The organism is Micromonospora sp. BS32, from assembly GCF_059089345.1.
The window spans coordinates 60,825-86,211 of sequence record NZ_JBSSHR010000017.1 but is presented as its reverse complement, the minus strand read 5'-3'; the positions used below and the strand labels follow the sequence as shown (position 1 = coordinate 86,211).

The window sequence follows — 25,387 nt, the reverse complement described above, 5'->3', positions numbered from 1 at the left end:
CCGGCCCCGTCACGCCGGGCAGTTGTGGCGAGCCTCGACCGCCGACCCCGTCGCGGCGGTGTTCCGCGCCTTTGGGCTGCCGGCGTCGGTTTCCTGACCGGCGCTCGCCGGTCGGTGTGACATCTCACGGGGGCACGGCGCTGAGGGGCACGGAAGGTTGTTGATCGGAAGGCGCCCCGATCAGCGGCTCCGCATCTCGCCCCCCACGACCGGAGATGTTCATGATTCAGACCGCCCTGGCTAAACTGCTCACCCTCAAGGCCGGTGCCACGGTGCTCGCCGTGACCGCCACCGGCGGAGTTGCGCTCGCCGCCGCGAACGGCGCCCTGCCCAACCCGCTGACCACGACGAGCGCCACGTCGTCCGCGCACGCCACCGGCGCCCCCGCCGACAAGGACCACAAGGGCGGGGAGTCCGCCGCTCCGGGCGGGAAGGGCACGCCCTCGCCGTCGCTGGTCGGCCTCTGCCGGGCGTACGCCGCGAAGGCCGTTGACAACCCGGGCAAGGCGCTGGAGAACCCCGCCTTCACCGTGCTGACCACCACCGCCGGCGGCGCCGACAAGGTGGCCGCCTACTGCGACGCCCTGCTGGCCACCGCCAAGGGCAAGCCCTCCACCCGGCCGTCGACCCGCCCGACCGCGGTGCCGAGCCGTTCCGCCGGCAAGCCGGGGACCCTCCCGACGGCGGGCACGCACACCGACGCCCCCGGTGGCGGCCACAAGCCGACCAGCACGCCGACCACCCGCTGACTCCGACGCCGGGCGGGGCACCCTCCCACCCCCCGTTCCCGCCCTGCGTCGGCCCGGCCGCGTCGTACGGACGACACCCCCCCCCGCCGTCCGCGCGACGCGCGCCGAACCCGCGCCCCCTTCGGGAGCGCGCCAGAGCGGCGGCCGTACCCCCCCAACGGCCGCCGCTCTGCAGGGTTCTTTGGCGTTCAGTCCTCCGCCCAGCCGGCCGCATTGTCGCCGGTCTCCCGGGAGATGCCCGAGCCGGTCTCGGGCCAACCGCCGAAGCGCTCCTCGTGCAGGTGGGCGAAGAAGTAGCACATCTGCTCGCAGTCGGCGTCCAGCACCGCCATGGCCGGGTCGGCCCGGACCGCCTCGTAGTAGTCGCGGCCGAGCGCGACGATCCAGCCCCGGGCGTACAGGAAGCCGTCGTCGGAGCCGTCGGTGACCTCCTGGACGTCGGCTCGGTCGATGTCGTACAGCTTGCGCTCCACCACCCGGTCGAGGTCGGTCAACTCCCGCGCGGTGAGGTCGACGCAGAGCTCGCGCAGCTGACCCAGGAACGGATCGAGCCAGGCGTCGACGGCGTACTCGTCGGCACCGTCATCGTCGGGATCCCGCTCGGCCAGCGCGCGGCGCTGCGTCGCCGCCTCGGGGCCGAGCCGCGCCCACGCCGCCTCCACCAGAGCCCAGAACCGCTCCTCGTCCTGGGCCGTCGGCATCCTGGTCATCTCGTCCGTTCCCGTCATGGCGGCGACCGTAGCGGGAGCGTCCGACATCGCCTCAGGGAAATGTGTCGGGGTCGCGGTGCATCATCGGCGCATGGAGAAACCACCGATCGTGGCTGCCGACGAGTGGCAGCAGGCCCGCGACGAGCTCCTCAACGCCGAGAAGGAGGCCACCCGGGCGCTCGACGCGCTCGCCGCGCGGCGCCGCCGGCTGCCGATGGTCCGCTTCGACAACGGGTACGCCTTCGCGTCGCCCACCGGCACCCGGACCCTGCTCGACCTCTTCGAGGGTCGCGACCAGCTCGTCGTCTACCAGTTCATGGACGTCGGGCCGGGCAAGTTCTGCGGCGGCTGCACCGCCTTCACCGACAACATCCCCCCGGGCGGCCTGGCGGCGCTCGCCAGCAGCGGGGTCAGCTGGGCCACCATCTCCGACATGCCGCTGGCCCAGATCGAGGAATACCAGGCCCGCAAGGGCTGGACGCTGCCGTTCCTCTCCTCGCGCGGCACGTCCTTCAGCGACGACTGCGGCGCCGGGCGGGGCTTTCTGCTCAGCGTGTTCCTCCGCGACTCCGACGAGGTCTACCGCACGTACTCCACCACCGCCCGCGGGGTCGACCGGCTGCTCTTCGCCAACAGCATCCTCGACCTCACCCCGTACGGGCGGCAGGAGGACTGGGAGGACTCCCCGCCCGGCTGGCCGCAGCGGCCGACGTACGGGTGACCGCACCGGGACCGTGGAGACCGCCTGAGGCCGCGGCCGTCCATCCACGGCCTGTCCCGGCTCTCCCGCTCACGGCACCGGAAATTCGGATGAGCGCCGAACGCCCGATCGCTACCCTGGCCGCGATGACGATTTCACATGACGTGGCCGGGAGCGGCCCGACGGTAGTTCTGCTGCACTCCACGGTCTGCGACCGGAGGATGTGGGATCCACAGGTGCCCGCCCTGGTCCAGGCCGGCTGGCGGGTGGTGCGCGGCGACCTGCGCGGCTTCGGCGAAACGCCGGTGCCGGACGGTCCCTACAACAACGCCCAGGACGTCGTCGACCTGCTGGACCAGCTGGGGGTCGAAGAGGCCGCGCTGGTCGGCGCGTCCGGCGGTGGCCGGGTCGCGCTGGAGGTCGCCGCCCGCTGGCCCCGGCGGGTGACCGCGCTGGCGTTGCTCTGCACCGCGTCGACGGGGCACGAGCCGAGCGCCGAACTCCGGGCCGTCGGCGAGCGGGAGGACACGCTGCTCGAGGCCGGTGACGTCGCGGGCGCGACCGCACTCAACGTGGACACCTGGCTCGGGCCGCACGCCGACGAGGCGACCCGGGAGCAGGTACGCCGGATGCAGCAGCGGGCCTTCGAGGTGCAGCTCGCCGCCACCGAGGAGTTCCCGCAGCTCAGGCCCGAGTTCGACGTCGCCACCATCACGGCGCGTACCCTGCTCGTCTCCGGCGCGCACGACCTGGCGGACTTCCGCCGGATCGCCGTCGGGCTGGCGGAGCGGATCGCCGGCGCCCGTCATCTCGAACTGGACTGGGCCGGTCACCTGCCCAGCCTGGAACGCCCCGATGAGGTGAACCGGCTGCTCGTCGAGTTCCTCAGAGGCTGACCGGCGATGGCCGCGATGAAGATGCACGCCGACGAGGTCCAGACCGACCCGGACCTGGTCCGTCGCCTGCTGGCCGGGCAGTTCCCGCACTGGGCCGACCTGCCGATCCGTCAGGTCGACTCGTACGGCACCGACCACGACATCTACCGGCTCGGCGAGCACCTCGCCGCCCGGCTACCCCGGATCGGCTGGGCGACCGGGCAGGCGGCCAAAGAGGCGGAGTGGCTGCCGAAGCTCGCCCCGCACCTGCCGCTCGCGGTGCCCGTACCCGTGGCCATGGGCCGTGCCGGGGAGGGCTACCCGTTCGCCTGGTCGGTGTGCGAGTGGCTGCCCGGCGAGAACGCCAACGGCACCATCACCGACCTGGACCGGGCCGCCGTGGACCTGGCCGGGTTCGTGCGCGCGCTGCGCCGGATCGACACGACCGGCGCCTTTCCGCGCCGGCCTGGCGGCAGGGGATCGCCGCTGGCCGAGTTCGACGAGTCCGTACGCCGCTCGGTCGCGCAGCTCGGCGACCGGATCGACGGCGACCGCGCCCTCCGTTGCTGGCAGGAGTCGCTCGACGCGCCGGCCTGGGACGGCCCGGAGGTGTGGTTGCACGGTGACCTGCTGCCGGGCAACCTGCTCGTGGTGGACGGGCGCCTCTCGGCGGTGATCGACTTCGGTGGGCTGAACGTGGGTGATCCCGCCTGCGACCTGCAACCCGCCTGGAACGTCTTCGCGGGCCGCAGCCGCGAGCGGTTCCGCGCGGAGGTCGGCGCCGACGACGCGTCCTGGCTGCGGGGGCGCGGCTGGGCGCTTTTTCAGGCCGTCATGGCCATGCCGTACTACTGGGACACCAATCCGGGCATGATCCGCCAGGTCTCCCACGCTCTCGCGCAGGTCTTCGCCGACGACTGACGGCCCGCGCGGATCAGCCGGCCCCGGCGGCGGCCAGGCTCGACTCGGCCGAGGTGCCGGGCGGCACGCGCTGCCAGCGGGCCCCCTCGGTCGCCCCGGCCCGCCCAGATCACCCCGGGTTCGGCGCGGGCGATCGTCCGCCCGGCCGGGTCCTTCGCGGGGCGGGCGTCCTGCCAGCGGACGTGTCGTACCCCCGCCTCGCGCAGCATGCGGGCGGCGGTCGCCGCGCGGTCCGCCGCGACCAGCAGCACCACCGGGTCGCACGTGTCCGGCGGTACGGGTGCCGTGACCGAGTAGACCTCCACCAGGCCATGGTGCCAGGTGGCCGGGGAGCGCCCGGGCTCACGAGAGCTTGGCGACGATCTCCACGAGATTTCCGTCGGGGTCGCGCAGCAGGGCGTTGCGGTTGTTGTTGCCGGAGTCGTGCGGGGGCTGGAGCGCGGCAACGCCGGCGGCCACCAGCCGGTGGTAGGCCTCGTCGACGTCGTCGGTCCACACCACCAGGACCATCGCCGGGCTGCCCGGTGCGGCCTCCACCCCGTGCACGTTCCTGGCCGCCTCGACCGTGCCGAGACCGATGGTGAACCCGTTCAGGCGAAGCTCGACGTGCGCGGGAACGCCCTCGCGCGGGGTGCGGAAGGTCTCCTCGAAGCCGAGGAGATCGCGGTAGAAGTGGACCCCGGCCTCGATGTCGGCGGTGTAGAGATTGACCAGCCCTGTGACGAACATGCCCAGCAATGTAGCGGGGGATCAGGCGCTCGTGGGCCCGTGCGCACAGCCCTCGTGGGCCCGTGCGCAGCCAAGGGGCACCGGCCGGCCACGGCGCCGGGTAGTTTGCCGTCGGCGAGGGATTCCGCGAAGACGGCCCGCCGAGGGGATTGTCGGCAGGGGTCCCGCCGCGGGGAGGATGTCGTGTCGGCGAAGCGAACGGCCCTGGTGGTTCCGGGCAGCGGTGGCTGCTGGCACCTGCCCCACCAGCTGTTTGCCGTCGATGCGGCGCGGGCACGCGGCGCCCGGCTGCACCACGTGTCGTGGCGCGGCGAGTTGCCACCGGAGCCGCAGGCGCGGGGTCCGTGGGCGGTCACGCAGATAGCGGCGGCGCTGCGGGGCCTGCCCCAGCCGTTGATCATCGCCAGTTCGCTGGGCACCCTCGCCACTGCTCTCGCCGCCGACCACGGACTGCCCGCAATCTGGATCACGCCGTTGCTGCACCGCCCGGAGGTGGTCGAGGGCCTTCGCCGGGCCAGCGCGCCCCGGCTGCTGATCGGCGGTACGGCGGACAGCAGTTGGCGTCCCGGTCTGGCTCGCGAGTTGTCGCCGCACGTGTACGAAGCCGAGGGTGCCGATCACGGGCTTCGCGTGCCGGGGCCGCTCGCGAGGTCAGCGACGGTGCTGGGCGAGATGGCCACGGCGGTGGAGGACTTCCTCGACCGGGTTCTCTGGCAGGATGCTCCCGATGACCACCCGGACGCACTGGCAGGCGTGGCATGAGGCGTACGCCGATGAGAGCTCTCCGTTGTCCCGCCGGCTCCGGCTGGTTCAGCAGCACATCGCCTCGTGGCTCGATCAACGTTCGGACGAGCGGTTGACCGTGGTGAGCGCCTGCGCCGGGCAGGGCCACGACCTCATCGGTGTCCTCGCCGCACGGCCCGACGCCCAGCGGGTACGCGGGACGCTGCTCGAGTACGACCCGGGCAACGTGGCCGCCGCCCGGGCCGCGGCCGACCAGGCGGGGCTCGCCAACCTCCTGGTCCGGCAGGCGGACGCGGGCCGGCTCTCGTCATACGTCGGAACGGTTCCGGCCGATCTGGTGCTCATGGTCGGGGTCTTCGGCAACATCTCCGACGCCGACGTGGAGCGCACCGTCGCCGCTCTTCCCCAGCTGTGTGCGGAGGGCGCCACCGTGATCTGGACCAGGGCGCGGCGAGCGCCCGATCTGACGCCGACGGTCCGGGCCTGGTTCCGCGATGCCGGTTTCGTGGAGGAGGCGTTTCACGCCCCGGACGATGTGCGCTTCTCGGTGGGCGTGCACCGTCTTGACGGCGCACCTCGTCCCCTGGATGTCACCGGGACGGTCTTCGAGTTCGTCCACTGACGACTCTTTCATGGTCGGCCCGGCCGCCGCATCCGTCCGAGCGCGGCCTCGTCATCGGCTCGACGGCAGCGGCTGGCCGGACACGACGTAGTAGCCGAGAAGAATCAGGAACATGATCCCGGCTGCGGCGAAGCCCGCGCCGATCACCCGCTCCAACAGGACGAAGCGTGCCAGGCGCGGGCCGTACCCGGCATCCGGTAGCGACCGCCACGGCGGAATCCTCCGCAGCACGCTGGCGACGGACATCGACCGCCGCACGTGCCACTGGGTCACGCCGCGGAAGTTGGTGGCCAGGGCGACCCCGAGCAGGCACATGGCCAGGCTCATGACCGCAGCGGCCAGGTAGCGCCAGGTCTCCACCCGACCTCCTCGGGACGACATCCACGCCCATGATCCGGTCTACGCCCTCGTAGCGCTGCCCCAGTGGGTCACCGGCTGACGGGTCAGGAGGTCGCCGCAGCTGGTCGTTCAGCTTCCCGAACGGCCAGACGGCGGAGTGCGGGTGCCCTTAGTCCGGCTGTCGCTGCCGCGATGTACGGGGCGACAGGTCTTGATTCGTCTCAAGTTCGGATCGCTATTGTAGGAGGGGCCTAGCGCAGCGCGATCGTTGAGTCACATAGACGACGCTACGAAGTAACCGTCCTTCATCAAGACCGACACTGCTTTAGCCTGATAAGGGACGACCATGGTTCGCTGCTGATGGAGGATGGTCCGGTGGACTGGGTCAAGATTGTACCCCTAGGCGCCGCGTTCATCGGCGCCTTGGGTGCCATCGCTGCAGCGGTGGTAAAGAAGCCAGCAAGCTCCGGTGGGTCGACCTATAGCGGCACGGCGGGGGGACACGCCCATTCATATTCGACCGTGAACGGCGTGGACTACGATGTGCACAGATCTGTTGACGTGGCAAGGGGGCGCTGGAAAGCGGCAGCGTTGGTTGCCTTCATTGGAGCGTTTGTCCTTGCGATAATTCCCGTAGTCTGGGGAGAGTCCAGTAGCAACTCTCCTGCCGCGGGAAGTGCGGCATCGGCCCACCCGCCAGGGACTGATGGAAGTCCGACGCCTACATCTGCGCCGCTCGAGGAGTCATATGACTTGCGTATTGCAGACCCTCTGACTATCAAGCGGGATGGAGTCGAAGCATCGGTCCTTGTCTCCCTCGGTCGCGATGACTCGGTAATCGGGGACTCCTTCGTTTATGACGTCACAATTGAGGTATTTAAAGGGACCTGGCAGTTCACCCCCGACCTCATCGCATGTGCCGATGGCGGCTCAGGTGCGGCCGACGTTGTGTACAGTTCCAAAGGCAGCGACAAGATGGGGCCGGCAACGCGCAGATTCTGGAAAGTGGCGTGCAGTCAAGCTGCAGACGGCGAGCCACCAATAAGGATCACGGTGTACTTCAAGTCTGGCGAACCGTTGGGAACGTGGAAAGAAAGCTGAATCCGATGCTCGCAATCCGTCCGGCCAGGGGCGACGGCTAGCGGCACATCCCGCCCGGTATGTGCTGGCTCCTTGCCGGCGATGGGCCGCGGCGTCCGTTCGAGGCTGCCAAGGGGGCCACCGTAACGCGCTCGCACCACGAATAGCCCCCACGCGAGCCGGTCAAGCGAGGGGAGTGCCTGTACGCCCGGCAGGATTCGAACCTGCGGCCTTGATTTTAGAAGAAATCCGGGATGGCTTGTCAGGCGATTGCGCACCTGGTCAGCCGGTCAATCGTTGTCGGCGAGCGCCGGTGTTAGCGGGCGGACTTGGCTGTACGAATGGCTGTACGGGGCCGCGGTGATCGTTTCAACCGCGAGCGGGAAGCCGCTGACCTGCGGTGACAGTGGTGCGCCCGGCAGGATTCGAACCTGCGGCCTTGGGATTAGAAGTCCCCTGCTCTATCCGCTGAGCTACGGGCGCGCGGCGTACGTGTCGCGCCAAGAGGGTACCGCCGACCCCGCACGCGGCGGGGGAACGGGTCGCCGTCTCGACGCCGGTGATCAGGTTCTCACGCGACCGGTCCGGAGGTCACCCGGGTTCCGGTGCCGGGCGGCCCGTACCCTCGGGTTCGTGCTGCTGGAACCGGATGCCGAGAACGAGGTCGCCTACGAGCTGTGCCAGCTCCTGGGGAGGGCGATCGTGCCGCTCGGCACAGCCGGGACGGCGTTCTTCTTCGCGCACCCGACCGGGGAGTACCTGCTGACCGCCGACGCCGTCACCACCGCCGAGGTCGGCGGGATCGGGTTGCGGGCCAGCCTCACCGAGCCGGCCGGCGTCGCCCCCGACGAGCTGGTACTTCCGGACTTCCCGGCGCGCTGGGCGCACCGGCCCGAGGCGGGCGCGGCGATCATGGCGTCTGCCGGCCTGCACGCGGAGGCGGCCGAGCAGGGCTGGCGCTGGCGTACCCAGCCGGTGCCCGACGCGGTGGCCGTCCGGCCCGACGAGGTCGAGGCGCTGGGCGCGGAGCCGGTCTCCGCGATCGTGCTCGCCCTCGGCGTCCGCCCCGACGGGTCACGGCCGCTGGAGGTGGCCGTCGAGCGCGCCGTCCGCGACGACGCCGGCCTGCGGATCACCGCCGGGTTGCCCGAGGGGTACGTCGGGGCGCCGGTTTTCGCCGTGCGGCCGGACGCCGCCGGCGAGGTCGGCCTGCGCTGCCTCGGCCTGGTGCTGCCCGGCGAGGGCAGCCACCCGCTGGCCACCCTCGACCGGATCGTCGCCGGCCTGCCCGCCTGACCGGACCCGCCCGGCCGGTCTCACCCGGCGAATCTGGCGCCGGAACCTGACCTCAGGTGCCCTGCGCGGCCGGCTCGTCCGCCTCGGCGGAGGTGCGGCCGGCGGGGATGGCCGATCCCCGCCCGGCAGCGTCCGCGGCGGCCGAGGTCGAGGTGGGGCCGGCGCCGAGGAACGCCTCGGCCCACCGTCCGGCCTCGGCGAAGACCTTCTCCCGTACGGCGGGGCCGGAGAGCGTCAGGTCGTGCATGCCGCCGTCGAAGCGGGCCAGGGTGACGTGCCGGCCGAGCCGGGGCGCCCAGCGGACCATGTGCTCCACGTCCAGCACGGCGTCGGCGAGGGCGGCCGAGTCGTGCCACCTGGTGCCCTTGAAGCTCCGCGTCGAGCAGGCCAGCAGCACCGGCACCGGAATGTCCAGGCCGGCGCGCAGCCGCTGCTGACCGCTGCGGATCGCCCCCAGCCAGCCGGCCCGGACGGGGAACCCGGCGAGCGGCTTCCAGGCCAGGTCGTACGTCCACTCGCCGCGATGCTCGGCGTGCAGGCTCTCGCCGTACACGGTGCCCAGGCCGAACGGGAGAATGCGCTGCGGCGCCCGGCGGCCCAGCCGGGAGACGGCGGCCGCGAGGGGTCGACGGACCAGCCAGGGGGCGTTGATGTCGAAGAAGGGGCTGTTCAGGAAGACCCCGTCGACCAGGCCGGCGTCGCGTCGGGCGTCCGCCCAGAGCGAGATGATCAGACCGCCGGTGGAGTGGCCCATGGCGAGCAGGGTGTCGTGCCCGTCGTCCTCGCGGATGATCTTCGCGGCGGCGTCCAGCTCGGGAAAGTAGTCACCGAGGTCGCGGCAGAAGTTCGGGGTCTGGTGCGGCAGCAGGCTGCGGCCGTACTTGCGCAGGTCGAGGGCGTAGAAGTCCCAGCCCCGTTCGGCGAAGAAGTCCGCCACGTGGGTCTGGAAGAAATAGTCGACGAAGCCGTGCACGTAGAGCACCGCCCGGCCGGTGGGGCGCTCGGCGCGCCGCCGGACCAGGGTCGCGACCACCGGCCCCTCGTCGTCGGTGCCCAGGTCGATCGTCTGCCGCTCGTAGGGCGGCCCCAGCACGTCCTGTTCCACGTCCGCGACGGTACGCCCGGACGCTACCCGGCGGTAGCCCCCGGCGCGTCCCCGTCCGGCCGCACCGGTCGGACGGGGACGCGCCGGACGTGGTCAGGCCGTCTCGGCGTCGACCCGTTCGGCGTCGGTCCCGGCGTCGGCGGGCTGCTCCGGGACGGGCTGGCCCATCTCCCGGACGTGCTTGTTGTGCCGCGGCTCCTGCTTGGTCTTCGCGTCGTTGAGCTTGCGCCGCAGGTCGTCGCGGGCGTCGTTGAGCGCCGCCCGTAGGTCCTCCTCGCTGGAGGTGGTGACGAGCTTCTGCCGCCCGGCGATCCAGCACTCCAGCGTGACCTTCTGTCCGCGCGCCTCGCGGTCCTTGACCGACACCTCCAGCTCGGTGGCGTCGGCGTGGAAGGCGGCCAGCCGCGCGTCCAGCGTCGCGAACTGCTCGACGATCCAGTTCCGGTCGCCCTGGGAGAAGCCGGCGCCGACGCGCAGGCACTCGGCCACGGTCGCCGGGTTGGTCACCGCGCTCACCGCCGCACCTCCCGCTCGGTGCGGGCGGAGCCGGTCATGGGTAGCGAGCTGAGAGTCATCAGCGCTGACCTTTCTCGTCGGGACGGTTGATCAATTCAGTACCCAGCCGGGGTCGTCCTCACTCCGGGCGACCCCGGGTTCCGATCGTGGTGGCCGGCCGTACGCCGTCCCAGGGCCGGCCGGCCCTAGCACACCGGGACCTTGATCAGGTGTTCGTCCACAGCCGGTCCCGTCGTCCACAGACCGGGCCGGACCGGTCGCGGCGGGCCCTGCCGCCCGGCCAGTCTCGGCACGAGGTCGGCTCGCCACGGCCGGCCCTGGACCCCTGGGAGGGGACGATGTTCGACACCTACGTCACGATCGTCGGCAACGTGCTGACCGCGCCGGAGTGGCGGCGCACCACGCAGAGCAACACGCTCGTCGCCAACTTCAAGGTCGCCTCGACCGCCCGCCGGCTCGACCGGGACAGCGGGCGCTGGGTCGACGGCAACAGCCTGCGGGTGCGGGTCAACTGCTGGCGCAGGCTCGCCGAGGGGGTGGCTGCCTCGGTGATGGTCGGCGACCCGGTGGTGGTGGCCGGTCGCCTCTACACCCGGGACTGGACCGACGACGCCGGCAACCACCGCACCCTCTACGAGCTGGAGGCCGTCGCGGTCGGGCACGATCTGTCCCGCGGCCGGGCCCGGTTCCTGCGCAACAAGCCCAGCATGACCACCAGCAGCGTCGAGGACGCCGAGGCCTCGGCCCGGGTGCACGGCGAGCCGACCGAGCCGGTGCCACACGAGCAGGCCCCGGCCACCCCCGACGACCGGCCGTTCGACGAGGAGTTCGAGTTCTCCGGCTTCACCGACCCGCGCGCCGGCCACGGTCTGCCGGGCTCCGGTCTGCCCGGCTCCGGCATCGACCTCCCGCCGATCGCCGACCCGTTCGACGAGGAGACCGACGACCGGGGCGAGGCGGGCGACGACCTCGCCCCGCTGCCCGGCGACGGTGGGGACGGTGACGCCGACCAGCCCGGCGGGGCCGGCGAACTGGACCCGCCCTCGGAGGAGCCGGCCGTCGCGCCGCCCGGGCGGGGCCGGCGCGGTCGCGGCCGGGTGCCCGTACCGGCCTGAGGTCCGGCCCGCGCCGGCCGGGGGCGAGGAGGCAGTGCCGGGCCGGCCGGGAGGAAGGGGACCGGGTGGGCGTACGAGGGGGCGGGGTGGCGACGGTGAACGTGGCCACCCCGCCGTACGGCTAGGCTGGCCGGCCGGAGGTGGTGCGGGTGCGGCACTCGACCGCGGTGGCGAACGCGGCAGGGCTGGTGGCGGGATACGCCCTGGACAGCCTGCTCGGCGACCCGCGCCGCTGGCACCCGGTGGCCGGGTTCGGCCGCGCTGCCGGGGCACTGGAACGGCGGGTCTACCGGCCCGACCGGGCGGCCGGTGCGCTCTTCACCAGCCTCGCGGTCGGCGCGCCCGTGCTGCTCGGCGTGGCCGGCACCCTGGCCACCCGCCGCCACCCGGTGGCCCGCGCCGCGCTGATGGCCGCCGGCACCTGGACGGTGCTCGGCGGGCGCACCCTGCGGCACGAGTCCGAGGTGATGGGCAGAGCCCTGCGCCGCGGCGACCTGCCGGCGGCCCGGCGACGCCTCGGCCACCTCTGCGGGCGGGACCCGTCCACCCTCGACGAGCCCGAGCTGGCCCGGGCCACCGTCGAATCGGTCGCCGAGAACACCTCCGACGCGGTGGTGGCGCCGCTGGTCTGGGGCGCGCTCGCCGGGCTGCCCGGCCTGCTCGGCTACCGCGCGGCGAACACCCTCGACGCGATGGTCGGGCACCGCTCCCCGCGCTACGCCCGCTTCGGCACCCCGTCCGCCCGCCTCGACGACCTGCTCAACCTCGCGCCGGCGCGGCTCACCGGGCTGCTCACGATCGCGGTCGCCCCCGCCGCCCACGGCGACCGGGCCGCCGCCTGGCGGGTCTGGCGGCGGGACCGGGCCGACCACCCCAGCCCCAACGCCGGGCAGTGCGAGGCGGCGATGGCCGGCGTCCTCGGTGTCCGCCTCGGTGGGCGCAACGTCTACTTCGGACGTTCCGAGGTGCGCCCGTTCCTCGGTGACGGCCCCCGCCCGGAGGCACGCCACCTCAAGCGGGCCGCCCGGGTCTCCGGCGCCGTCGGACTCGCCGCCCTCGGGCTGGCCGCGGCCTGGCCGCTGACCGCCGGCCGGCTGGTCTCCGCCGCCGGCCGGCGCGCCCTGGACGCGCTCACGCCAGCGGGTCGGAGCGGGTCGGGCCGGGCCGGGTCGGTCGGTCGGACCGGGTCGACCGGTCGGACCGGGTCGACCGGTCGGACCGGGTCGGTCGGTCGAGGCGGGGCGGTCGGTCGGACCGGGTTGGCCGGCGGCCGGGCCGCCGACGGGCGGGCCCGGTGAGCGGCGGGCTGCTGGTCGCCGGCACCACCTCCGACGCCGGCAAGAGCGTGCTCACCGCCGGCATCTGCCGGTGGCTGCACCGCAAGGGTGTCTCGGTGGCGCCGTTCAAGGCGCAGAACATGTCCAACAACTCCGCGGTGGTGGTCGGCGCCGACGGCCGGGGCGGCGAGATCGGTCGCGCGCAGGCGATGCAGGCCGCCGCCTGCGGCCTCGCCGCGGACCTGCGCTTCAATCCGGTGCTGCTCAAGCCCGGCAGCGACCTGGCCAGCCAGGTGGTGCTGCTCGGCGAGGCCGTCGACACGGTCACCGCCAGCAACTTCCGGCAGCTGCGGCCCCGGCTCGCCGAGACCGCGTACGCGGCGCTGGCCGAGCTGCGTGCCGCGTACGACGTGGTGATCTGCGAGGGCGCCGGCAGCCCGGCCGAGATCAACCTGCGGGCCGGCGACTACGTCAACATGGGGCTGGCCCGGCACGCCGGCCTGCCCACCATCGTCGTCGGTGACATCGACCGGGGCGGCGTCTTCGCCTCGATGTTCGGCACCGTCGCCCTGCTCGACCCGGCCGACCAGGCGCTGATCGCCGGCTTCGTGATCAACAAGTTCCGGGGTGACCTGGGGCTGCTCCAGCCGGGTCTGGACATGCTGCACGGGGTCACCGGGCGGCCCACCTACGGCGTGCTGCCCTGGCACCTCGACCTCTGGCTCGACGCCGAGGACTCCCTCGCCTACGGCCGGGTGCTCGGCCGACCCGCGGCCCCGCGCGGCACCGACTGGCTGGACGTCGCCGTGGTCCGGCTGCCCCGGATCAGCAACGCGACCGACGTGGAGGCACTGGCCACCGAGCCCGGCGTCCGGGTCCGGCTCACCGTCGAACCCGCCGAACTGGCCGCCGCCGACCTGGTCGTCCTCCCCGGCTCCAAGTCCACCGTCGCCGACCTGGCCTGGCTGCGGGAGACCGGGCTCGCCGACGCGGTCACCGCGCACGCCGCCGCCGGCCGGCCGCTGCTCGGCATCTGCGGCGGCTTCCAGATGCTCGCCCGCGCCATCCACGACCCGGTGGAGAGCCGGCGGGGCAGCGTCCCCGGGCTCGGGCTGCTCCCCGTCGAGATCACCTTCGACCCGCGCAAGACCGTCCGCCAGGCCGCCGGCATGGCCGCCGACGGGGTCCCGGTCCGCGGCTACGAGATCCACCACGGGTACGTCTCGACCGCCGACCCGACCCTGGTCCCGCTGCTCACCTACGCCGACGGCACCGGCGAGGGGGTCCGGCTCGGCGCGGTGCACGGCACCCACTGGCACGGCGCGTTCGAGTCCGACGAGTTCCGCCGCCGGTTCCTCACCGAGGTGGCCCGGGCGGCCGGCCGCTCCGGCTTCACGGTCGCCCCGGACACGGCCTTCGCCGCCGCTCGCGAACGCTCCCTGGACCTGCTCGGCGACCTCGTCGAGGAGCACCTGGACACCGACGCGCTGTGGCGGCTGATCGAGAGCGGCGCGCCCGCCGACCTGCCCTTCATCCCGCCCGGTGCCCCGCCGGCGAGCTGACCCCACCCCTGCGCCGGGCTTGGCCCGGGCGCCAGGGCGGCGGGGGCCGGGCCGACGAGCGCCAGGGCGGGTCAGGGCCGGATGTCGGCAGGGTCGTCGGAGAACGGCAGCCCCGCCTCCCGCCACGCCTCCACCCCGCCGATCACGTCGGTGGCGTTGCGCAGCCCCAGCGCCTGAAGGCTCGCCGCCGCGAGGCTGGAGCTGTACCCGTGCCGGCAGATCAGCACGATCTCGCGGTCGTACCCGGTCGCCTCGGGGACGTGCGACTCGCTGGCCGGGTCCAGGCGCCACTCCAGCACCGTCCGGTCGATGACGATCGCGCCAGGCAGGTGCAGGTTGCCCTGCTCGCGGCGCTGCTCCTCGGGACGGATGTCGACCAGCAGGGCACCCGCCCGCACCGCCTCGACCGTCGCCTGCGGAGTCAACCGGCGCAGCCCGGAACGGGCCTGTTCCAGCAGGGCGTCCACGCCGGGACTCATCACGTCATTGAGCACGTCCAGATCATGCCGCTCACCAGGGTCGACCGCGCGGCGAACGCCGGCTCCGGTGCCGGAACCAGGCTGACGGGGGACACCCACTAGCGTCGCACCCGTGACGGTGGCGCTGGTCGAGGCGTACGCGACGCTGGCCCGGCGGGTGCTGGCCGGGCCGGCGCGGTTGGGGCGTACCCGACTGGTGGCCGTCGACGGGCCGAGCGGCGCGGGCAAGAGCGTCTTCGCCGCGCGCCTCGCGGAGGCCCTCGGCGACCTCGCCGGTGACGGACCGCCGCCCGTGGTGCACACCGACGACCTGCTCGACGGCTGGGACGACCAGTTCACCTTCTGGGAGCGGTTGGAGGAGTGGGTGCTCGCGCCCCTGCGGGCCGGCCGGCCGGGGGAGTACCGGCGGTACAGCTGGGTGCGGAAGGCCTTCCTGCCCCGGGCCGTGCCGGTGCCGGTCGCGCCGGTGCTGCTGGTGGAGGGGGTGAGCGCGGCCCGGGCGGCGATCCGGCCCGAGCTGAGCCTCGCCGTCCTCGTCACCGCGCCGCCGTCGCTGCGGCTGGCCCGCGCGGTGGCCCGGGACGGCCCGGAGATCCTGCCCGAGCTGCGCCGCTGGCACGCCGGGGAGCGGTCGCACTTCGCCGCCGACGACACCGCCGCCCACGTCGACCTGGTGGTCGACGGCGCGCCGACCCTGCCGCACGACGCGCGGCGCTACTACGTGCGGCGGCCCTGAGGCGGAACCGCCGAGCCGGGCCGGTCGAACGGGGCATGGACGCGGGCCGGCGCCTGCGGCACGATGCGGGGACACCGGTACCGGGGAACGGGGAGCCCAGATGGCAGCAGCGGAGACGCCCGCGCGGCGCCGGATCACGTTGACCGGCGTCAGCTCCCGGGCCTGGGAACATCCGGCCGACCGGGGCGCCCTGGTCGCCCTACGCGAGCTGCGCGGCTTCGACGAGGTGGTCAAGGCGTTCTTCGGGATGTGGAACGAGCGCGCCTTCCGGCTGCAGTTCCTCGCCGCCGGCATCCGGGTCGACCACCGGCAGTACCCGGCGGTGCACCAGCGCTGGGCCGAGGCCGCCGCCGCGCTCGACGTGGCCGAGCTGCCCGAGCTTTACGTGACCCAGTCGCCGTGGCTGCGCGCCGAGGCGATCGGGCTGGACAAGCCGTTCGTGGTGGTCAGCTCGGCCTGCGTGCAGCAGCTGGACGACGACGAGCTGCGCTGCCTGCTCGGCCACGAGCTGGGTCACGTGCTCAGCGGGCACGCGGTGTACAAGACCATCCTGATGATCGTCACCCGCTGGGCGGCCAACCTGAGCTGGCTGCCGGTGGGCGCGATCGCGCTGCGGGCGATCATCGCGGCGATGCTGGAGTGGTGGCGTAAGGCGGAACTCTCCGCCGACCGGGCCGGCCTGCTCGCCGGGCAGGACCCGGCCGCCGCGCTGCGGCTGCTGATGAAGCTCGCCGGCGGCGGGGACCTCACCCAGACCGACACGGCCGCCTTCCTCGAACAGGCCGCCGAGTACTCCGGCGGCGGCGACCTGCGGGACAGCCTGCACAAGCTGCGGATGACCGCGTGGAGCACCCACCCGGTGCCGGTGGCCCGGGCCGCCGAGCTGCGCCGGTGGATCGACTCCGGAGCGTACGGGCGGGTGCTGGCCGGGGAGTACCCGCGCCGCGACGACGACGCCGCGACGAGCGTCTCGGAGGAGATCAGGGCGGCGGCCGAGTCGTACCGGGAGGCGTTCGAGCACTCCACCGACCCGCTGGTCGGGCTGTTGCGCCGGCTCGGCGACGGCGCCGCCGACGTCGGCGAGTGGGTGGGCGGCACTGCCGGCCGGGCCCGGTCCTGGATGGGCGCGGCGAGCGAGGCCGCCGGCCGGGCCCGGCGGGCCGGCGCCGCCCGCCCGAACGGCGCCGACGCGGGCTCGGAGGGTACGCCGGGGTAAGGCCGGCATACGATGCCGGTCATGACCACTCCGATCATGTCCGAGTCCGAGGTACGGGCCGCCGTCGAGCGGGAACTGCCCGGTGTCCGTGCCGACCTGGAACGCCTCGTCCGGATCCCCGGCATCGCCTTCGAGGGCTTCGACCACTCGCACGTGGAGCGCTCCGCCGAGGCGGTGGCCGAGCTGCTGCGCGGCTGCGGCCTCGACACAAAGGTGGTGCGCTCGGGCGGTCAGCCCGCGGTGATCGGGAAGAGGGCCGCCCCCGCCGGCGCACCGACCGTCCTGCTCTACGCCCACCACGACGTGCAGCCCGTCGGCGACCTGTCGCTGTGGGAGTCCGACCCGTTCGAGCCGGTCGAGCGGGACGGCCGCCTCTACGGCCGGGGCGCGGCCGACGACAAGGCCGGCATCATGGCGCACGTCGCCGCGCTGCGCGCCTTCGGCGACCAGCTCCCGGTCGGCGTGGTCCTCTTCATCGAGGGCGAGGAGGAGTACGGCTCCGACTCGCTGGAGCGGCTGCTCGCCGAGCATCGGGAGGACATCGCCTCCGACGTCATCGTGATCGCCGACTCCACCAACTGGGACGTCGGCGTGCCCGCCCTGACCACCTCGCTGCGCGGCATCGTGAACTGCTTCGTCGAGGTGCGCACCCTGGACCACGCCGTGCACAGCGGCATGTTCGGCGGCGCGGTGCCGGACGCGCTGACCGCGCTGGCCCGGCTGCTGGCCACCCTGCACGACGACGCCGGTGACGTCGCCGTCGAGGGGCTGGTCGGCCGGGAGGGCGCCAGCGTCGACTACCCGGAGGACCGGTTCCGCACCGAGGCCGGCCTGGTCGCGGGCGCCTCCCTCTTCGGCACCGGCCGGATCACCGACCGGCTCTGGACCAAGCCGGCGCTCGCCGTCCTCGGCATCGACGCCCCGGCCACCGGCGAGGCGCCGAACGCGCTGGTGCCGGCGGCAAAGGCCAAGCTCAGCGTACGGCTGGCGCCGGGCGACGACCGGACGCGCGCGTACGACGCGCTCCGCACCCACGTGGAGAAGCATGCCCCGTGGGGCGCGCAGGTGACGGTCACCTTCGAGCACGACGGGGACCCCTGCGTCATCGACGCCACCGGGCCGATGTTCGACGCGGCCCGCGCCGCCTTCCGGGGCGCCTGGGACGGCACCGACCCGGTGGACATCGGCGTCGGCGGCTCGATCCCGTTCATCGCCACCTTCCAGGAGATGTTCCCGCAGGCGGCGATCCTGGTGACCGGCGTGGAGGACCCGCACGCCCGGGCGCACGGCCCGAACGAGAGCCTGCACCTGGGGGAGTTCGCCCGGGTCTGCCTGGCCGAGGCGCTGCTGCTGGCGAAGGTCGCCGAGGCCGGCCGCCAGGTCGGTTAGGTCGCGGAACCGTAACTTCGGGGTCGATGTCGGAGTTTCCGATGTGTCGGGCGCAGGGGTGTTATAGCCTTTCGAACATGCGTACGAACGACGTGATGGCGCGGCTCGAGGCCGCCGTGAGTGCTCTGGGGGACGTCGATGTCTCCGCGTGGCCCGAGGACACGCTCAAGGATCAGCTCGGCGAGCTCTCGGCCGCGCTGGTCGCCCTCGACGGCGTGCTCTCCCGGGTCGCCGAGGAGGTGCGCGCCCGGGGCCTGCGCATCGAGGAGCCCGTCTCCGCCTGACCTCCGCGTGGCGGCCGACGGCGGCCCGGGCACGGCAATGCCCGGGTGGTGTCGGGGGTGGCTGGCAGGATAGGGCCGTGCGGTTCCTCGACCTGGCAGCCACCTCCGCGGCCGTCGGCGCCACCGGCGCCCGGCGGGCCAAGGTGGAGCTGCTCGCCGCCGCCCTGCGCTCGCTCGACCCGGCCGAGGTGCCCGCCGGCTCCGGCTACCTCGCCGGTGAGCTGCGCCAGCGACAGACCGGCGTCGGCTGGGCCAGCCTGCGTGACCTACCCCCGCCGGCGGCCGAGCCGACCCTGACCGTGGCCGCCGTCGACGCGGCGATCGACGGGATCGCGGCGGTCCACGGCCCCGGCTCGCAATCCCGCCGGCGGGAGCTGGTAGGCGCCCTCTTCGCCGCGGCCACCGCCGACGAGCAACGGCTGCTGGTCGGCCTGTTCAGCGGCGAGCTGCGGCAGGGCGCCCAGGCGGGGCTGCTCGCCGACGCGATCGCCCGGGCCGCCGAGGTGCCGGTCGCGGTCGTGCGCCGAGCGCTGCTGCTCGCCGGTGACCTGCGGGCGGTGGCGGTGGCCGCGCTCTCCGGGGGCGCCGCCGCGCTGACCGCCTTCGGGCTCCAGGTGGGGCGGCCGCTCGCCCCGATGCTGGCGCAGAGCGCCCCGTCGGTGGACACGGCGCTCGACGCCACCGGCGTACCGGCGGTGGTCGACGTCAAGCTCGACGGCATCCGGATCCAGGTGCACCGCTCGGGCGACGACATCGCGGTCTTCACCCGGAGCCTGGACGACATCACCCCGCGGGTGCCCGAGGTGGTCGCCGCGGTGCGCGCGTTGCCCGGCCGGGATCTGGTGCTCGACGGCGAGGCGATCGGGCTGGACGCCACCGGGCGGCCGCTGCCGTTCCAGCAGACCTCCAGCCGGGCGGCCCGGCGCACCACCCCCAGCACCACGGGCCGTGCCCCGGTCGCCCCGGCCGTGCTCGCCGCCGCCGAGACCACCGGCACGACGGTGCTCACGCCGTACTTCTTCGACCTGCTGCACCTCGACGGCACGGATCTGATCGACCTGCCCGGCCGGGAGCGGTGGGCCGCCCTGGCCGGCGCGGTCGACGAGTCGCTGCTGGTCGGCCGGCTGGAGGTCGACGGGCCCGAGCAGGCGGGGGCCGCGTTCGCCGCCGCCCTCGACGCCGGCCAGGAGGGGGTCGTGGTGAAGGCCCCGGACGCCCCCTACGACGCCGGCCGGCGAGGCGCCGCCTGGGTCAAGGTGAAACCCCGGCACACCCTCGACCTGGTGGTGCTGGCGGTGGAGTGGGGCAGCGGCCGGCGGCAGGGCTGGCTCTCCAACCTGCACCTCGGCGCCCGTGATCCGCACACCGGCGAGTTCGTCATGCTCGGCAAGACCTTCAAGGGCCTCACCGACGAGCTGCTGCGCTGGCAGACCGAACGCTTCCTCGCCCTCGCCGTCGAGCGCGGTGACTGGGTGGTCCGGGTCCGTCCGGAGCAGGTGGTGGAGATCGCGTTCGACGGGGTGCAGACCAGCTCCCGCTACCCGGGCGGGATGGCGCTGCGCTTCGCCCGGGTGGTCCGCTACCGCGACGACAAGGCCGCGGCCGAGGCCGACACCATCGACATGGTCCGGGCCATCCACGCCGGCCGGGCGCCCGGCTGACCCGGCCCGGGGGGCATCGCACCCTGCCGAGCAGGTCAGGTTCCGGCCGAGGAACGGGCAGTGGTCGCCGGTCAGGCGGAGGGGGCGGGCTCGGCGGCCCGGTCCAGCGGCTTCGCCGGCGCGTCGCCCCCGGCAAGCCGGCGTGCCTCGCGTCGCGCCACCCAGCCGTAGCCGAAGAGCGACATCCCCGCGAAGAGCCACCACTGCACGATGTAGCCGAAGTTCTGCCAGTTGTTCGCGTGCCCGATCGGCACCGCGCTGAACGCCGGGTCGTTCGCCGGGGTCTGCTCGTCCAACAGCAGGTACGCCCCGTGCACCGGGTACGGCAGCTCGCGGGCCAGCTTGCCGACGACGATCCGGCGGGCCTCCAGCCGGCCGTCGCGCCGGTCGACGGCGCCGCCACCGGACTCCGTCGGGCGCACCCGGCCGACCACCGTCACGTCGCCGGTCGGCAGCGCGGGCACCTGGGGAACCGCCACCGCACCACCCGGCGCGGGCGGGATCCAGCCCCGGTCCACCAGCACGGCCGTGCCGTCGGCCAGCACCAGGGGAGCGACCACCTCGAAGCCGACCTGGCTGTCGACGGTCCGACCGCGGATCAGGGCGATGTTCGACGCGTCGTACCGGCCGGTGGCGGTGACCCGGCTCCACTCGTCGCGCTCAGCCGGGGCCGGGCCGGCCGAGCCGGCCGCGCCGGTGGGTGCCGGGAGCCGGTCGCGCAGCGGCGCGGGTGTGCCCTGACTACCGGCGTCGATGCGCTCGTTGACCGCCGTGCGCTCGTGGTAGCGGGCCAGCTGCCAGTTGCCGAGCAGCACCATCACCGCGGCGGCGACCAGGGTCAGCGCGAGATAGCCCAGCCAGCGTGGCGTCAGCAGGAACCGGTACACGGTACGAGGCTACCCGTATGACCGGGGCCACTGACCGCGACGGCCCGGGGCAGCGACCACTCGGCGGCCGCCGGACGTCGGTCGGGGCGGGTATGGTCACGCGAGCGGATCGCCGTCCCGTTCCTCCCGGTCGGTCCGCGCGCCGCCACTGCCGCCAACGAGGAGTCGATGATGACCGCCGTGCCGCGCCTCGTGCTCAGCGCGCCCTCCTCCGGCCATGGCACCAATGCCCTGTCCATCGGGCTGCTCGCCGCGCTGGCCGACCGGGGGGTGGACGTGGCCGGCTTCAAGGTCGGCCCGGACCAGATCGACGCCGCCTACCTCGGGCTGGCCGCCGGCCGGCCCGGTCGCAACCTCGACGCGCGGCTGGTCGGCGCCGACCGGCTCGTACCGCTCTTCGGGCACGGTGCCGAGGGCGCCGGGCTGGCCGTGGTGCAGGGCACCATGGGCCTCTACGACTCGGTGGCCGGCCGGCCCGAGGCGGAGTCCACGGCGGCCGTCGCCACCGCCCTGCGCAGCCCCGTCGTGCTGGTGGTGGACGTGGCCGCGATGGGGCAGTCGGTGGCCGCGCTGGTGCACGGCTTCCGCTCGTACGACGAGCAGCTCTGGCTGGGCGGCGTGATCCTCACCCAGGTCGCCTCGCAGCGGCACGAGACGATGCTGCGTGAGGCGCTCGACGACGTCGACGTCCCGGTCTACGGCGCCCTGCGCCGGCACGAGCTGCCGCCGGTGCTGCCCGCACGGCGGCACGGCGTGGTGCCGGTGCTCCGGCGCGACGGCGAGGCGGTCCGCGCGGTGCGCCGCCTCGGCGAGGCGGTCGCGGGCACGGTCGACCTGGACCGACTGCTCGCCCTGGCCCGGTCCGCGCCCGCGCTGCCGGTGCCGGCGTGGTCCCCGTCGCCGGCCGCGAACCCGCCGGGTGCGGCGCCGCCGCCCGGGGAGGCGCCGCTGGTCGCGCTGGCCGGCGGCCCGGGCGGCAGCTACAGCTTCCCGGAGACCGCGGAGCTGATCCGCGCCGCCGGGGCCCGGGTGGTCACCGTCGACCCGCTGAGCGACGAGGCGCTGCCGGCCGGGGTCCGCGCGCTGGTCGTCGGCGCCGGCCTGCCCGAGTCGTACGCCCGGGAGCTCTCCGCCAACCGCCGGCTCTGCATCGCGGTGGCGGAGCTGGCCCGCACCGGCCGGCCGGTGCTCGCCGAGGGCGCCGGCCTGCTCTGGCTGGCCCGGGAGCTGGACGGGCTGCCGATGTGCGGGGTGCTGGACGCGATCGGGGAGAGCCGGGACGGCCTGGTGGTCGGCTACCGGGAGGCGACCGCGCTGAGCGACAGCGTGCTGGCGGACGCCGGCGCGGTGGCGGTGGGCTACAAGCAGCACGCCGGGGTGCTCACCCCGCGGGCCGGTCAGCGCCCGGCGTGGAGCTGGGACGGCGGCTCTCCCGAGGGCTTCGTCTGGCGGGGCGTGCACGCCTCGCAGCTGGGCCTGCACTGGGCGGCGCACCCGGAGGTCGCGACCCGGCTGGTCGCGGCGGCCGGGGTGGCCGCGGGCGCCGAGGGCGTGGGAGCCCCGGCGTGATCGGGCAGGTGGCGGTACGCCGCTTCCCGCAGCTGACCGTCTCCACCCCGCGGACCGAGGTGCGTCCACTGGCGGCCGGGGACGCCAAGGCGGTCGACGAGGTCTTCGCCGATCGGCAGACCCAGCGCTGGCTGCCGCTGGCCGAGTCGTCGGGGCGGATCGAGGGGCACGCCTGGTGCGCCGATCTGGCCCGGCAGCGGCGCGACAGCGGCGAGGGCGACCACTACGCGGTGCTCCGCCGGGAGGACGACCGCGTGGTCGGCTGCCTCTGGACCCGGCGTACCGACTGGGGTGCCCGGATCACCGAGGTGTCGTACGCCCTGGCACCGCACGCGCGGGGCTTCGGGCTGGCCGCCGAGGCGGTGGACGCGCTGGCCATCGCGCTGATCCTGGAACACGGCTTCCAGCGGGTCGAGCTGCGGGTGGCGCCGGGCAACGTGGCGTCCCGCCGGGTCGCCGAGAAGGCCGGCTTCAGCTACGAGGGTCTGCTGCGCAACGCGGGCTACGTCCGGGGCGCCCGAGTCGACCTGGAGCTGTGGTCACTGGTCGCCGCCGACCTGCACTAGCCCGGCCGGCCGGGGCCACCGTCCGGCCGCCCGTCGGGCCGGAACGAGGTTCGCGCCAGGAACCGCACCGTTCCTGACGCGAAGCTCGTGACCCACCACCGGCGGGCGGGCGTCAGCCGACCATGCGGTCCGACGGTGGGGTGAACTGGCGGGTGGTCGTGCCCTTCAGCCCGTCGCGCAGGGTCTGGGCGACCGCGTTCACCGGGATCTGCGACTGCCCGTCACCCACGGCGTTGAACGGGTTGTCCGGGTCGGCGATGAAGCTCGCCGCCGCGAGTTCCGGGGTGTACCCGACGAACCAGGCCGACCGGGTGCTGTCGGTGGTACCGGTCTTGCCGGCCACCGGGCGGCCCACCGTGCCCCGGACGCTGTCCGCCGTCGACCAGCCGCCGCAGGCGCCCCGGGCCGGGGTGTCGCCGGTGGGGCAGCGGGCCGCGTCGGTGGCCGCCCGGGCCGCGTCGGCGTTGACCACCTGCCGGCAGCGCGGCTTGGCCACCTCCCGCTCGATGCCGCCCGCCGTCCGGTAGGTGGCCGGGGTGCCGTCCCGGTTGGTGATCGAGGAGACCGGCATCGCCTCGCAGTACCGGCCGTCCGCGGCGATCGCGGCGTACGCGTTGGCCATCTCCAGCGGGGTGGCGTCGGAGACGCCGAGGGTGAACGCGCCCCACTTGTTCGCCTTGGTCGGGGAGGCGTGGTCCCGGTCGACGTCGGTGCGCCAGCGCAGCCCGAGCTGTTCGGCCAGCCGCACCCCCTTCTCCGCCCCGAGCTGCTCCTCCAGCTGGACGAAGTACGTGTTCACCGACTTGCCGAAGCCGGACCACATGGTCTGCCGGCCGGTCATGGCGCCACTGGCGTTGGACGGGGCCCAGCCGTCGTAGACCCTGGACTGGTACCGGTACGGCGAGTCGTACGCGGTGGAGAGCGGCATCCCGGAGTCCAGCGCGGCGAGCATCGGGAACATCTTGAACGTCGATCCGGCCTGGTACCCGGGGAGGCTGCCCCCGCCGAGCAGGGGCGCCACCGTGTTCGGGTAGTTCGCCTTGACGTTGGGGTCGGCCTCCGGGTTGGAGCTGGGCCCGTTCTCGCTGAGGTCCAGCGAGTAGTTCCGGTTCACCGCCATCGCCTTGACCCGGCCGGTGCCTGGTTCGGCGACCACGATGCCGTTGGCGAAGGGGCTGCCCACGCCATCCTTCGCGCCGACGTTCTTCTCCGCGGCCCCCTGGATCTTCGGGTCGAGGCTGAGCACGAGCCGGTAGCCGCCGCGGCGCAGCTTGTCCATCCGTTCCAGCCGGTTCTCGCCGAACGCCGGCTGGGCGCTCCACCAGTTCTTCACGTAGTCGCAGGCGAAGCCCCAGGTCTGGTACTTCTCCGGGATCGAGGCGCAGTCGTTGGGCGGGGTCGTCACCCTGGTCCGGATCGGTTCGGCCTTGGCCACGGCCGCCGCGTCCGGGGAGAGGTAGCCCAGCTGGGACATCCGGTCGAGCACGTAGTTGCGCCGGCCGGTGGCGTCCTTCTGGTCCGAGCTGATCGGGTCGTACTCGGAGGGGGACTTGACCAGGCCGGCGAGGGTGGCCGCCTCGACCGGGGTGAGCGTGGCCGGGGTCTTGGAGAAGAAGATCTGCGAGGCGGCGTAGATGCCGTACGCCCGGTGGCCGAAGTACGCCGAGTTGAGGTAGCGCTCCAGGATCTCGTCCTTGGTGAGCGCCTTCTCGACGTCCAGCGCCATCCGCATCTCCTTGACCTTGCGCAGGCTGGTCTGCTGAGTGGCCTCCTGGACCTCCTTCGGCGTCTTGGCGCTGTCCCGCAGGGCCATCCGCACGTACTGCATGGTCAGTGTGGAGGCGCCCTGGGAGACGCCGCTGGAGCGGGCGTTGGCCACGAAGGCCCGGGCCACGCCCTTCGGGTCGACGCCGTGGTGCTGGTAGAAGCGGTTGTCCTCGGCGGCGACGATCGCCTGCTGGATGTTGGGCGACATGTCCGACAGCTTCGTGTACTGCCGGTACTCCTCGTAGAACATGGTCAGCACGGTCTTGCCGTCGGGCGCGTAGAGGTACGACGTCTCGGCCGGGAGCGCGGTGCGCAGGATGTCGGTCTTCTGCTCGACCGCGTGGGCGGTGGCCTTCGCGCCGACGCCGGTCACGGCGGCCAACGGGTACGCCGCGGCGGCGATCACGATGCCGGCGATCAGCCCGGCGCGCAAGAGAGGAACGGAACGACCAGTGGCAGCAAGGGGTCGGTTGCTCACGTGGTCAAGTTATGA

26 protein-coding genes, 1 tRNA gene and 1 pseudogene are annotated in these 25,387 nt (G+C 73.8%); 18 read left to right on the top strand and 10 right to left on the bottom strand.

Going from position 1 to position 25,387, the window contains the following annotated elements:
- The first annotated feature begins 221 nt into the window (after positions 1–221).
- Entirely contained in the window at positions 222–749 is a 528-nt protein-coding gene (locus AC5RWQ_RS23020; protein WP_494284748.1) for a hypothetical protein, read from the top strand.
- Positions 750–937: 188 nt separating this feature from the next.
- On the opposite strand, the gene AC5RWQ_RS23015 is transcribed toward AC5RWQ_RS23020, so the two are convergent.
- Positions 938–1,477, bottom strand: a complete 540-nt coding sequence (locus tag AC5RWQ_RS23015) for a DUF4240 domain-containing protein (RefSeq protein ID WP_494284747.1) — start codon at positions 1,475–1,477, stop codon at positions 938–940.
- Between the two features lie 73 nt (positions 1,478–1,550).
- Between AC5RWQ_RS23015 and AC5RWQ_RS23010 the strand changes: the two genes are divergently transcribed.
- The 3 genes from AC5RWQ_RS23010 (at position 1,551) to AC5RWQ_RS23000 (ending at position 3,955) form a co-directional block, all read left to right on the top strand.
- Complete coding sequence (locus tag AC5RWQ_RS23010; protein WP_494284746.1) at positions 1,551–2,180, top strand: DUF899 family protein; 630 nt, start codon at positions 1,551–1,553, stop codon at positions 2,178–2,180.
- Between the two features lie 125 nt (positions 2,181–2,305).
- Complete coding sequence (locus tag AC5RWQ_RS23005) at positions 2,306–3,055, top strand: alpha/beta fold hydrolase (protein ID WP_494284745.1); 750 nt, start codon at positions 2,306–2,308, stop codon at positions 3,053–3,055.
- A 6-nt stretch (positions 3,056–3,061) separates the two neighbouring features.
- Complete coding sequence (locus AC5RWQ_RS23000; RefSeq protein ID WP_494284744.1) at positions 3,062–3,955, top strand: aminoglycoside phosphotransferase family protein; 894 nt, start codon at positions 3,062–3,064, stop codon at positions 3,953–3,955.
- On the opposite strand, the gene AC5RWQ_RS22995 is transcribed toward AC5RWQ_RS23000, so the two are convergent.
- Together AC5RWQ_RS22995 and AC5RWQ_RS22990 are read right to left on the bottom strand one after the other, a co-directional pair.
- The gene (locus tag AC5RWQ_RS22995; RefSeq protein WP_494284743.1) at positions 3,883–4,260 is read right to left on the bottom strand and encodes a hypothetical protein; all 378 of its coding nucleotides are present in this window, start codon (positions 4,258–4,260) and stop codon (positions 3,883–3,885) included. The two genes, AC5RWQ_RS23000 and AC5RWQ_RS22995, sit on opposite strands and share 73 nt — an antisense overlap.
- A gap of 37 nt (positions 4,261–4,297) precedes the next feature.
- A complete protein-coding gene (locus AC5RWQ_RS22990; RefSeq protein ID WP_494284742.1) occupies positions 4,298–4,684 on the bottom strand; it encodes a VOC family protein in 387 nt (128 codons plus the stop codon).
- 183 nt (positions 4,685–4,867) lie between these two features.
- Between AC5RWQ_RS22990 and AC5RWQ_RS22985 the strand changes: the two genes are divergently transcribed.
- Together AC5RWQ_RS22985 and AC5RWQ_RS22980 are read left to right on the top strand one after the other, a co-directional pair.
- Positions 4,868–5,446, top strand: coding sequence for an alpha/beta hydrolase (locus AC5RWQ_RS22985; protein WP_494284741.1), 579 nt, complete (start codon positions 4,868–4,870; stop codon positions 5,444–5,446).
- The gene (locus AC5RWQ_RS22980) at positions 5,412–6,050 is read left to right on the top strand and encodes an SAM-dependent methyltransferase (protein ID WP_494284740.1); all 639 of its coding nucleotides are present in this window, start codon (positions 5,412–5,414) and stop codon (positions 6,048–6,050) included. Before AC5RWQ_RS22985 ends, AC5RWQ_RS22980 begins: the two co-directional genes overlap by 35 nt.
- A gap of 51 nt (positions 6,051–6,101) precedes the next feature.
- Here the strand turns inward: AC5RWQ_RS22980 and AC5RWQ_RS22975 are convergent, their stop codons facing one another.
- Entirely contained in the window at positions 6,102–6,410 is a 309-nt protein-coding gene (locus tag AC5RWQ_RS22975; RefSeq protein ID WP_494284739.1) for a hypothetical protein, read from the bottom strand.
- A gap of 354 nt (positions 6,411–6,764) precedes the next feature.
- On the opposite strand from AC5RWQ_RS22975, the gene AC5RWQ_RS22970 reads away from it, so the two are divergent.
- Complete coding sequence (locus AC5RWQ_RS22970; RefSeq protein WP_494284738.1) at positions 6,765–7,490, top strand: hypothetical protein; 726 nt, start codon at positions 6,765–6,767, stop codon at positions 7,488–7,490.
- 386 nt (positions 7,491–7,876) lie between these two features.
- Here AC5RWQ_RS22970 and AC5RWQ_RS22965 read toward each other — a convergent pair.
- Positions 7,877–7,952: transfer RNA gene (locus AC5RWQ_RS22965), tRNA-Arg, on the bottom strand.
- A gap of 150 nt (positions 7,953–8,102) precedes the next feature.
- Here AC5RWQ_RS22965 and AC5RWQ_RS22960 point away from each other — a divergent pair.
- Positions 8,103–8,765 carry a hypothetical protein gene (locus tag AC5RWQ_RS22960; RefSeq protein WP_494284737.1) on the top strand — a complete coding sequence of 221 codons (663 nt, stop codon included), beginning with the start codon at positions 8,103–8,105 and terminating at the stop codon, positions 8,763–8,765.
- 52 nt (positions 8,766–8,817) lie between these two features.
- On the opposite strand, the gene AC5RWQ_RS22955 is transcribed toward AC5RWQ_RS22960, so the two are convergent.
- Complete coding sequence (locus tag AC5RWQ_RS22955; RefSeq protein WP_494284736.1) at positions 8,818–9,870, bottom strand: alpha/beta hydrolase; 1,053 nt, start codon at positions 9,868–9,870, stop codon at positions 8,818–8,820.
- Between the two features lie 93 nt (positions 9,871–9,963).
- On the bottom strand, positions 9,964–10,386 hold the full coding sequence (locus tag AC5RWQ_RS22950; RefSeq protein WP_494284735.1) for an HPF/RaiA family ribosome-associated protein: 423 nt from the start codon (positions 10,384–10,386) through the stop codon (positions 9,964–9,966).
- A gap of 338 nt (positions 10,387–10,724) precedes the next feature.
- On the opposite strand from AC5RWQ_RS22950, the gene ssb reads away from it, so the two are divergent.
- From ssb to AC5RWQ_RS22935, 3 genes and pseudogenes are all read left to right on the top strand, one after another.
- Positions 10,725–11,501, top strand: a complete 777-nt coding sequence (ssb, locus tag AC5RWQ_RS22945) for a single-stranded DNA-binding protein (RefSeq protein ID WP_494284734.1) — start codon at positions 10,725–10,727, stop codon at positions 11,499–11,501.
- A gap of 149 nt (positions 11,502–11,650) precedes the next feature.
- A pseudogene (locus AC5RWQ_RS22940) lies at positions 11,651–12,625 on the top strand (cobalamin biosynthesis protein); the annotation flags it as partial.
- Between the two features lie 170 nt (positions 12,626–12,795).
- Complete coding sequence (locus AC5RWQ_RS22935) at positions 12,796–14,340, top strand: cobyric acid synthase (RefSeq protein ID WP_494284733.1); 1,545 nt, start codon at positions 12,796–12,798, stop codon at positions 14,338–14,340.
- 71 nt (positions 14,341–14,411) lie between these two features.
- Here AC5RWQ_RS22935 and AC5RWQ_RS22930 read toward each other — a convergent pair whose 3' ends face one another.
- A complete protein-coding gene (locus AC5RWQ_RS22930) occupies positions 14,412–14,819 on the bottom strand; it encodes a rhodanese-like domain-containing protein (RefSeq protein WP_494284790.1) in 408 nt (135 codons plus the stop codon).
- A gap of 112 nt (positions 14,820–14,931) precedes the next feature.
- Between AC5RWQ_RS22930 and AC5RWQ_RS22925 the strand changes: the two genes are divergently transcribed.
- The 5 genes from AC5RWQ_RS22925 to AC5RWQ_RS22905 all read left to right on the top strand — a co-directional run bounded on the left by AC5RWQ_RS22925 (position 14,932) and on the right by AC5RWQ_RS22905 (position 20,105).
- Entirely contained in the window at positions 14,932–15,555 is a 624-nt protein-coding gene (locus AC5RWQ_RS22925) for a uridine kinase family protein (protein WP_494284732.1), read from the top strand.
- A 100-nt stretch (positions 15,556–15,655) separates the two neighbouring features.
- Entirely contained in the window at positions 15,656–16,771 is a 1,116-nt protein-coding gene (locus AC5RWQ_RS22920; protein WP_494284731.1) for a M48 family metallopeptidase, read from the top strand.
- A gap of 36 nt (positions 16,772–16,807) precedes the next feature.
- The gene (locus tag AC5RWQ_RS22915; RefSeq protein ID WP_334487541.1) at positions 16,808–18,160 is read left to right on the top strand and encodes a dipeptidase; all 1,353 of its coding nucleotides are present in this window, start codon (positions 16,808–16,810) and stop codon (positions 18,158–18,160) included.
- Between the two features lie 77 nt (positions 18,161–18,237).
- Entirely contained in the window at positions 18,238–18,444 is a 207-nt protein-coding gene (locus AC5RWQ_RS22910; protein ID WP_334487310.1) for a hypothetical protein, read from the top strand.
- A gap of 77 nt (positions 18,445–18,521) precedes the next feature.
- Positions 18,522–20,105, top strand: a complete 1,584-nt coding sequence (locus AC5RWQ_RS22905) for an ATP-dependent DNA ligase (RefSeq protein WP_494284730.1) — start codon at positions 18,522–18,524, stop codon at positions 20,103–20,105.
- 71 nt (positions 20,106–20,176) lie between these two features.
- On the opposite strand, the gene AC5RWQ_RS22900 is transcribed toward AC5RWQ_RS22905, so the two are convergent.
- Complete coding sequence (locus AC5RWQ_RS22900) at positions 20,177–20,992, bottom strand: SURF1 family cytochrome oxidase biogenesis protein (RefSeq protein WP_494284729.1); 816 nt, start codon at positions 20,990–20,992, stop codon at positions 20,177–20,179.
- 171 nt (positions 20,993–21,163) lie between these two features.
- Between AC5RWQ_RS22900 and AC5RWQ_RS22895 the strand changes: the two genes are divergently transcribed.
- Entirely contained in the window at positions 21,164–22,561 is a 1,398-nt protein-coding gene (locus AC5RWQ_RS22895) for a cobyrinic acid a,c-diamide synthase CobB (protein WP_494284728.1), read from the top strand.
- The gene (locus AC5RWQ_RS22890) at positions 22,558–23,127 is read left to right on the top strand and encodes a GNAT family N-acetyltransferase (protein ID WP_494284727.1); all 570 of its coding nucleotides are present in this window, start codon (positions 22,558–22,560) and stop codon (positions 23,125–23,127) included. Before AC5RWQ_RS22895 ends, AC5RWQ_RS22890 begins: the two co-directional genes overlap by 4 nt.
- Before the next feature lie 112 nt (positions 23,128–23,239).
- Here AC5RWQ_RS22890 and AC5RWQ_RS22885 read toward each other — a convergent pair whose 3' ends face one another.
- Positions 23,240–25,372 carry a transglycosylase domain-containing protein gene (locus AC5RWQ_RS22885; protein ID WP_494284726.1) on the bottom strand — a complete coding sequence of 711 codons (2,133 nt, stop codon included), beginning with the start codon at positions 25,370–25,372 and terminating at the stop codon, positions 23,240–23,242.
- Between the last annotated feature and the right edge of the window lie 15 nt (positions 25,373–25,387).

Coding starts and splice junctions, on each gene's coding strand:
- AC5RWQ_RS23020 (WP_494284748.1), top strand. CDS start 222: ATGATTCAGACCGCCCTGGCTAAACTGCTCACCCTCAAGGCCGGTGCC.
- AC5RWQ_RS23015 (WP_494284747.1), bottom strand. CDS start 1,477: ATGACGGGAACGGACGAGATGACCAGGATGCCGACGGCCCAGGACGAG.
- AC5RWQ_RS23010 (WP_494284746.1), top strand. CDS start 1,551: ATGGAGAAACCACCGATCGTGGCTGCCGACGAGTGGCAGCAGGCCCGC.
- AC5RWQ_RS23005 (WP_494284745.1), top strand. CDS start 2,306: ATGACGATTTCACATGACGTGGCCGGGAGCGGCCCGACGGTAGTTCTG.
- AC5RWQ_RS23000 (WP_494284744.1), top strand. CDS start 3,062: ATGGCCGCGATGAAGATGCACGCCGACGAGGTCCAGACCGACCCGGAC.
- AC5RWQ_RS22990 (WP_494284742.1), bottom strand. CDS start 4,684: ATGTTCGTCACAGGGCTGGTCAATCTCTACACCGCCGACATCGAGGCC.
- AC5RWQ_RS22980 (WP_494284740.1), top strand. CDS start 5,412: ATGACCACCCGGACGCACTGGCAGGCGTGGCATGAGGCGTACGCCGAT.
- ssb (WP_494284734.1), top strand. CDS start 10,725: ATGTTCGACACCTACGTCACGATCGTCGGCAACGTGCTGACCGCGCCG.
- AC5RWQ_RS22930 (WP_494284790.1), bottom strand. CDS start 14,819: ATGAGTCCCGGCGTGGACGCCCTGCTGGAACAGGCCCGTTCCGGGCTG.
- AC5RWQ_RS22920 (WP_494284731.1), top strand. CDS start 15,656: ATGGCAGCAGCGGAGACGCCCGCGCGGCGCCGGATCACGTTGACCGGC.
- AC5RWQ_RS22915 (WP_334487541.1), top strand. CDS start 16,808: ATGTCCGAGTCCGAGGTACGGGCCGCCGTCGAGCGGGAACTGCCCGGT.
- AC5RWQ_RS22910 (WP_334487310.1), top strand. CDS start 18,238: ATGCGTACGAACGACGTGATGGCGCGGCTCGAGGCCGCCGTGAGTGCT.
- AC5RWQ_RS22895 (WP_494284728.1), top strand. CDS start 21,164: ATGACCGCCGTGCCGCGCCTCGTGCTCAGCGCGCCCTCCTCCGGCCAT.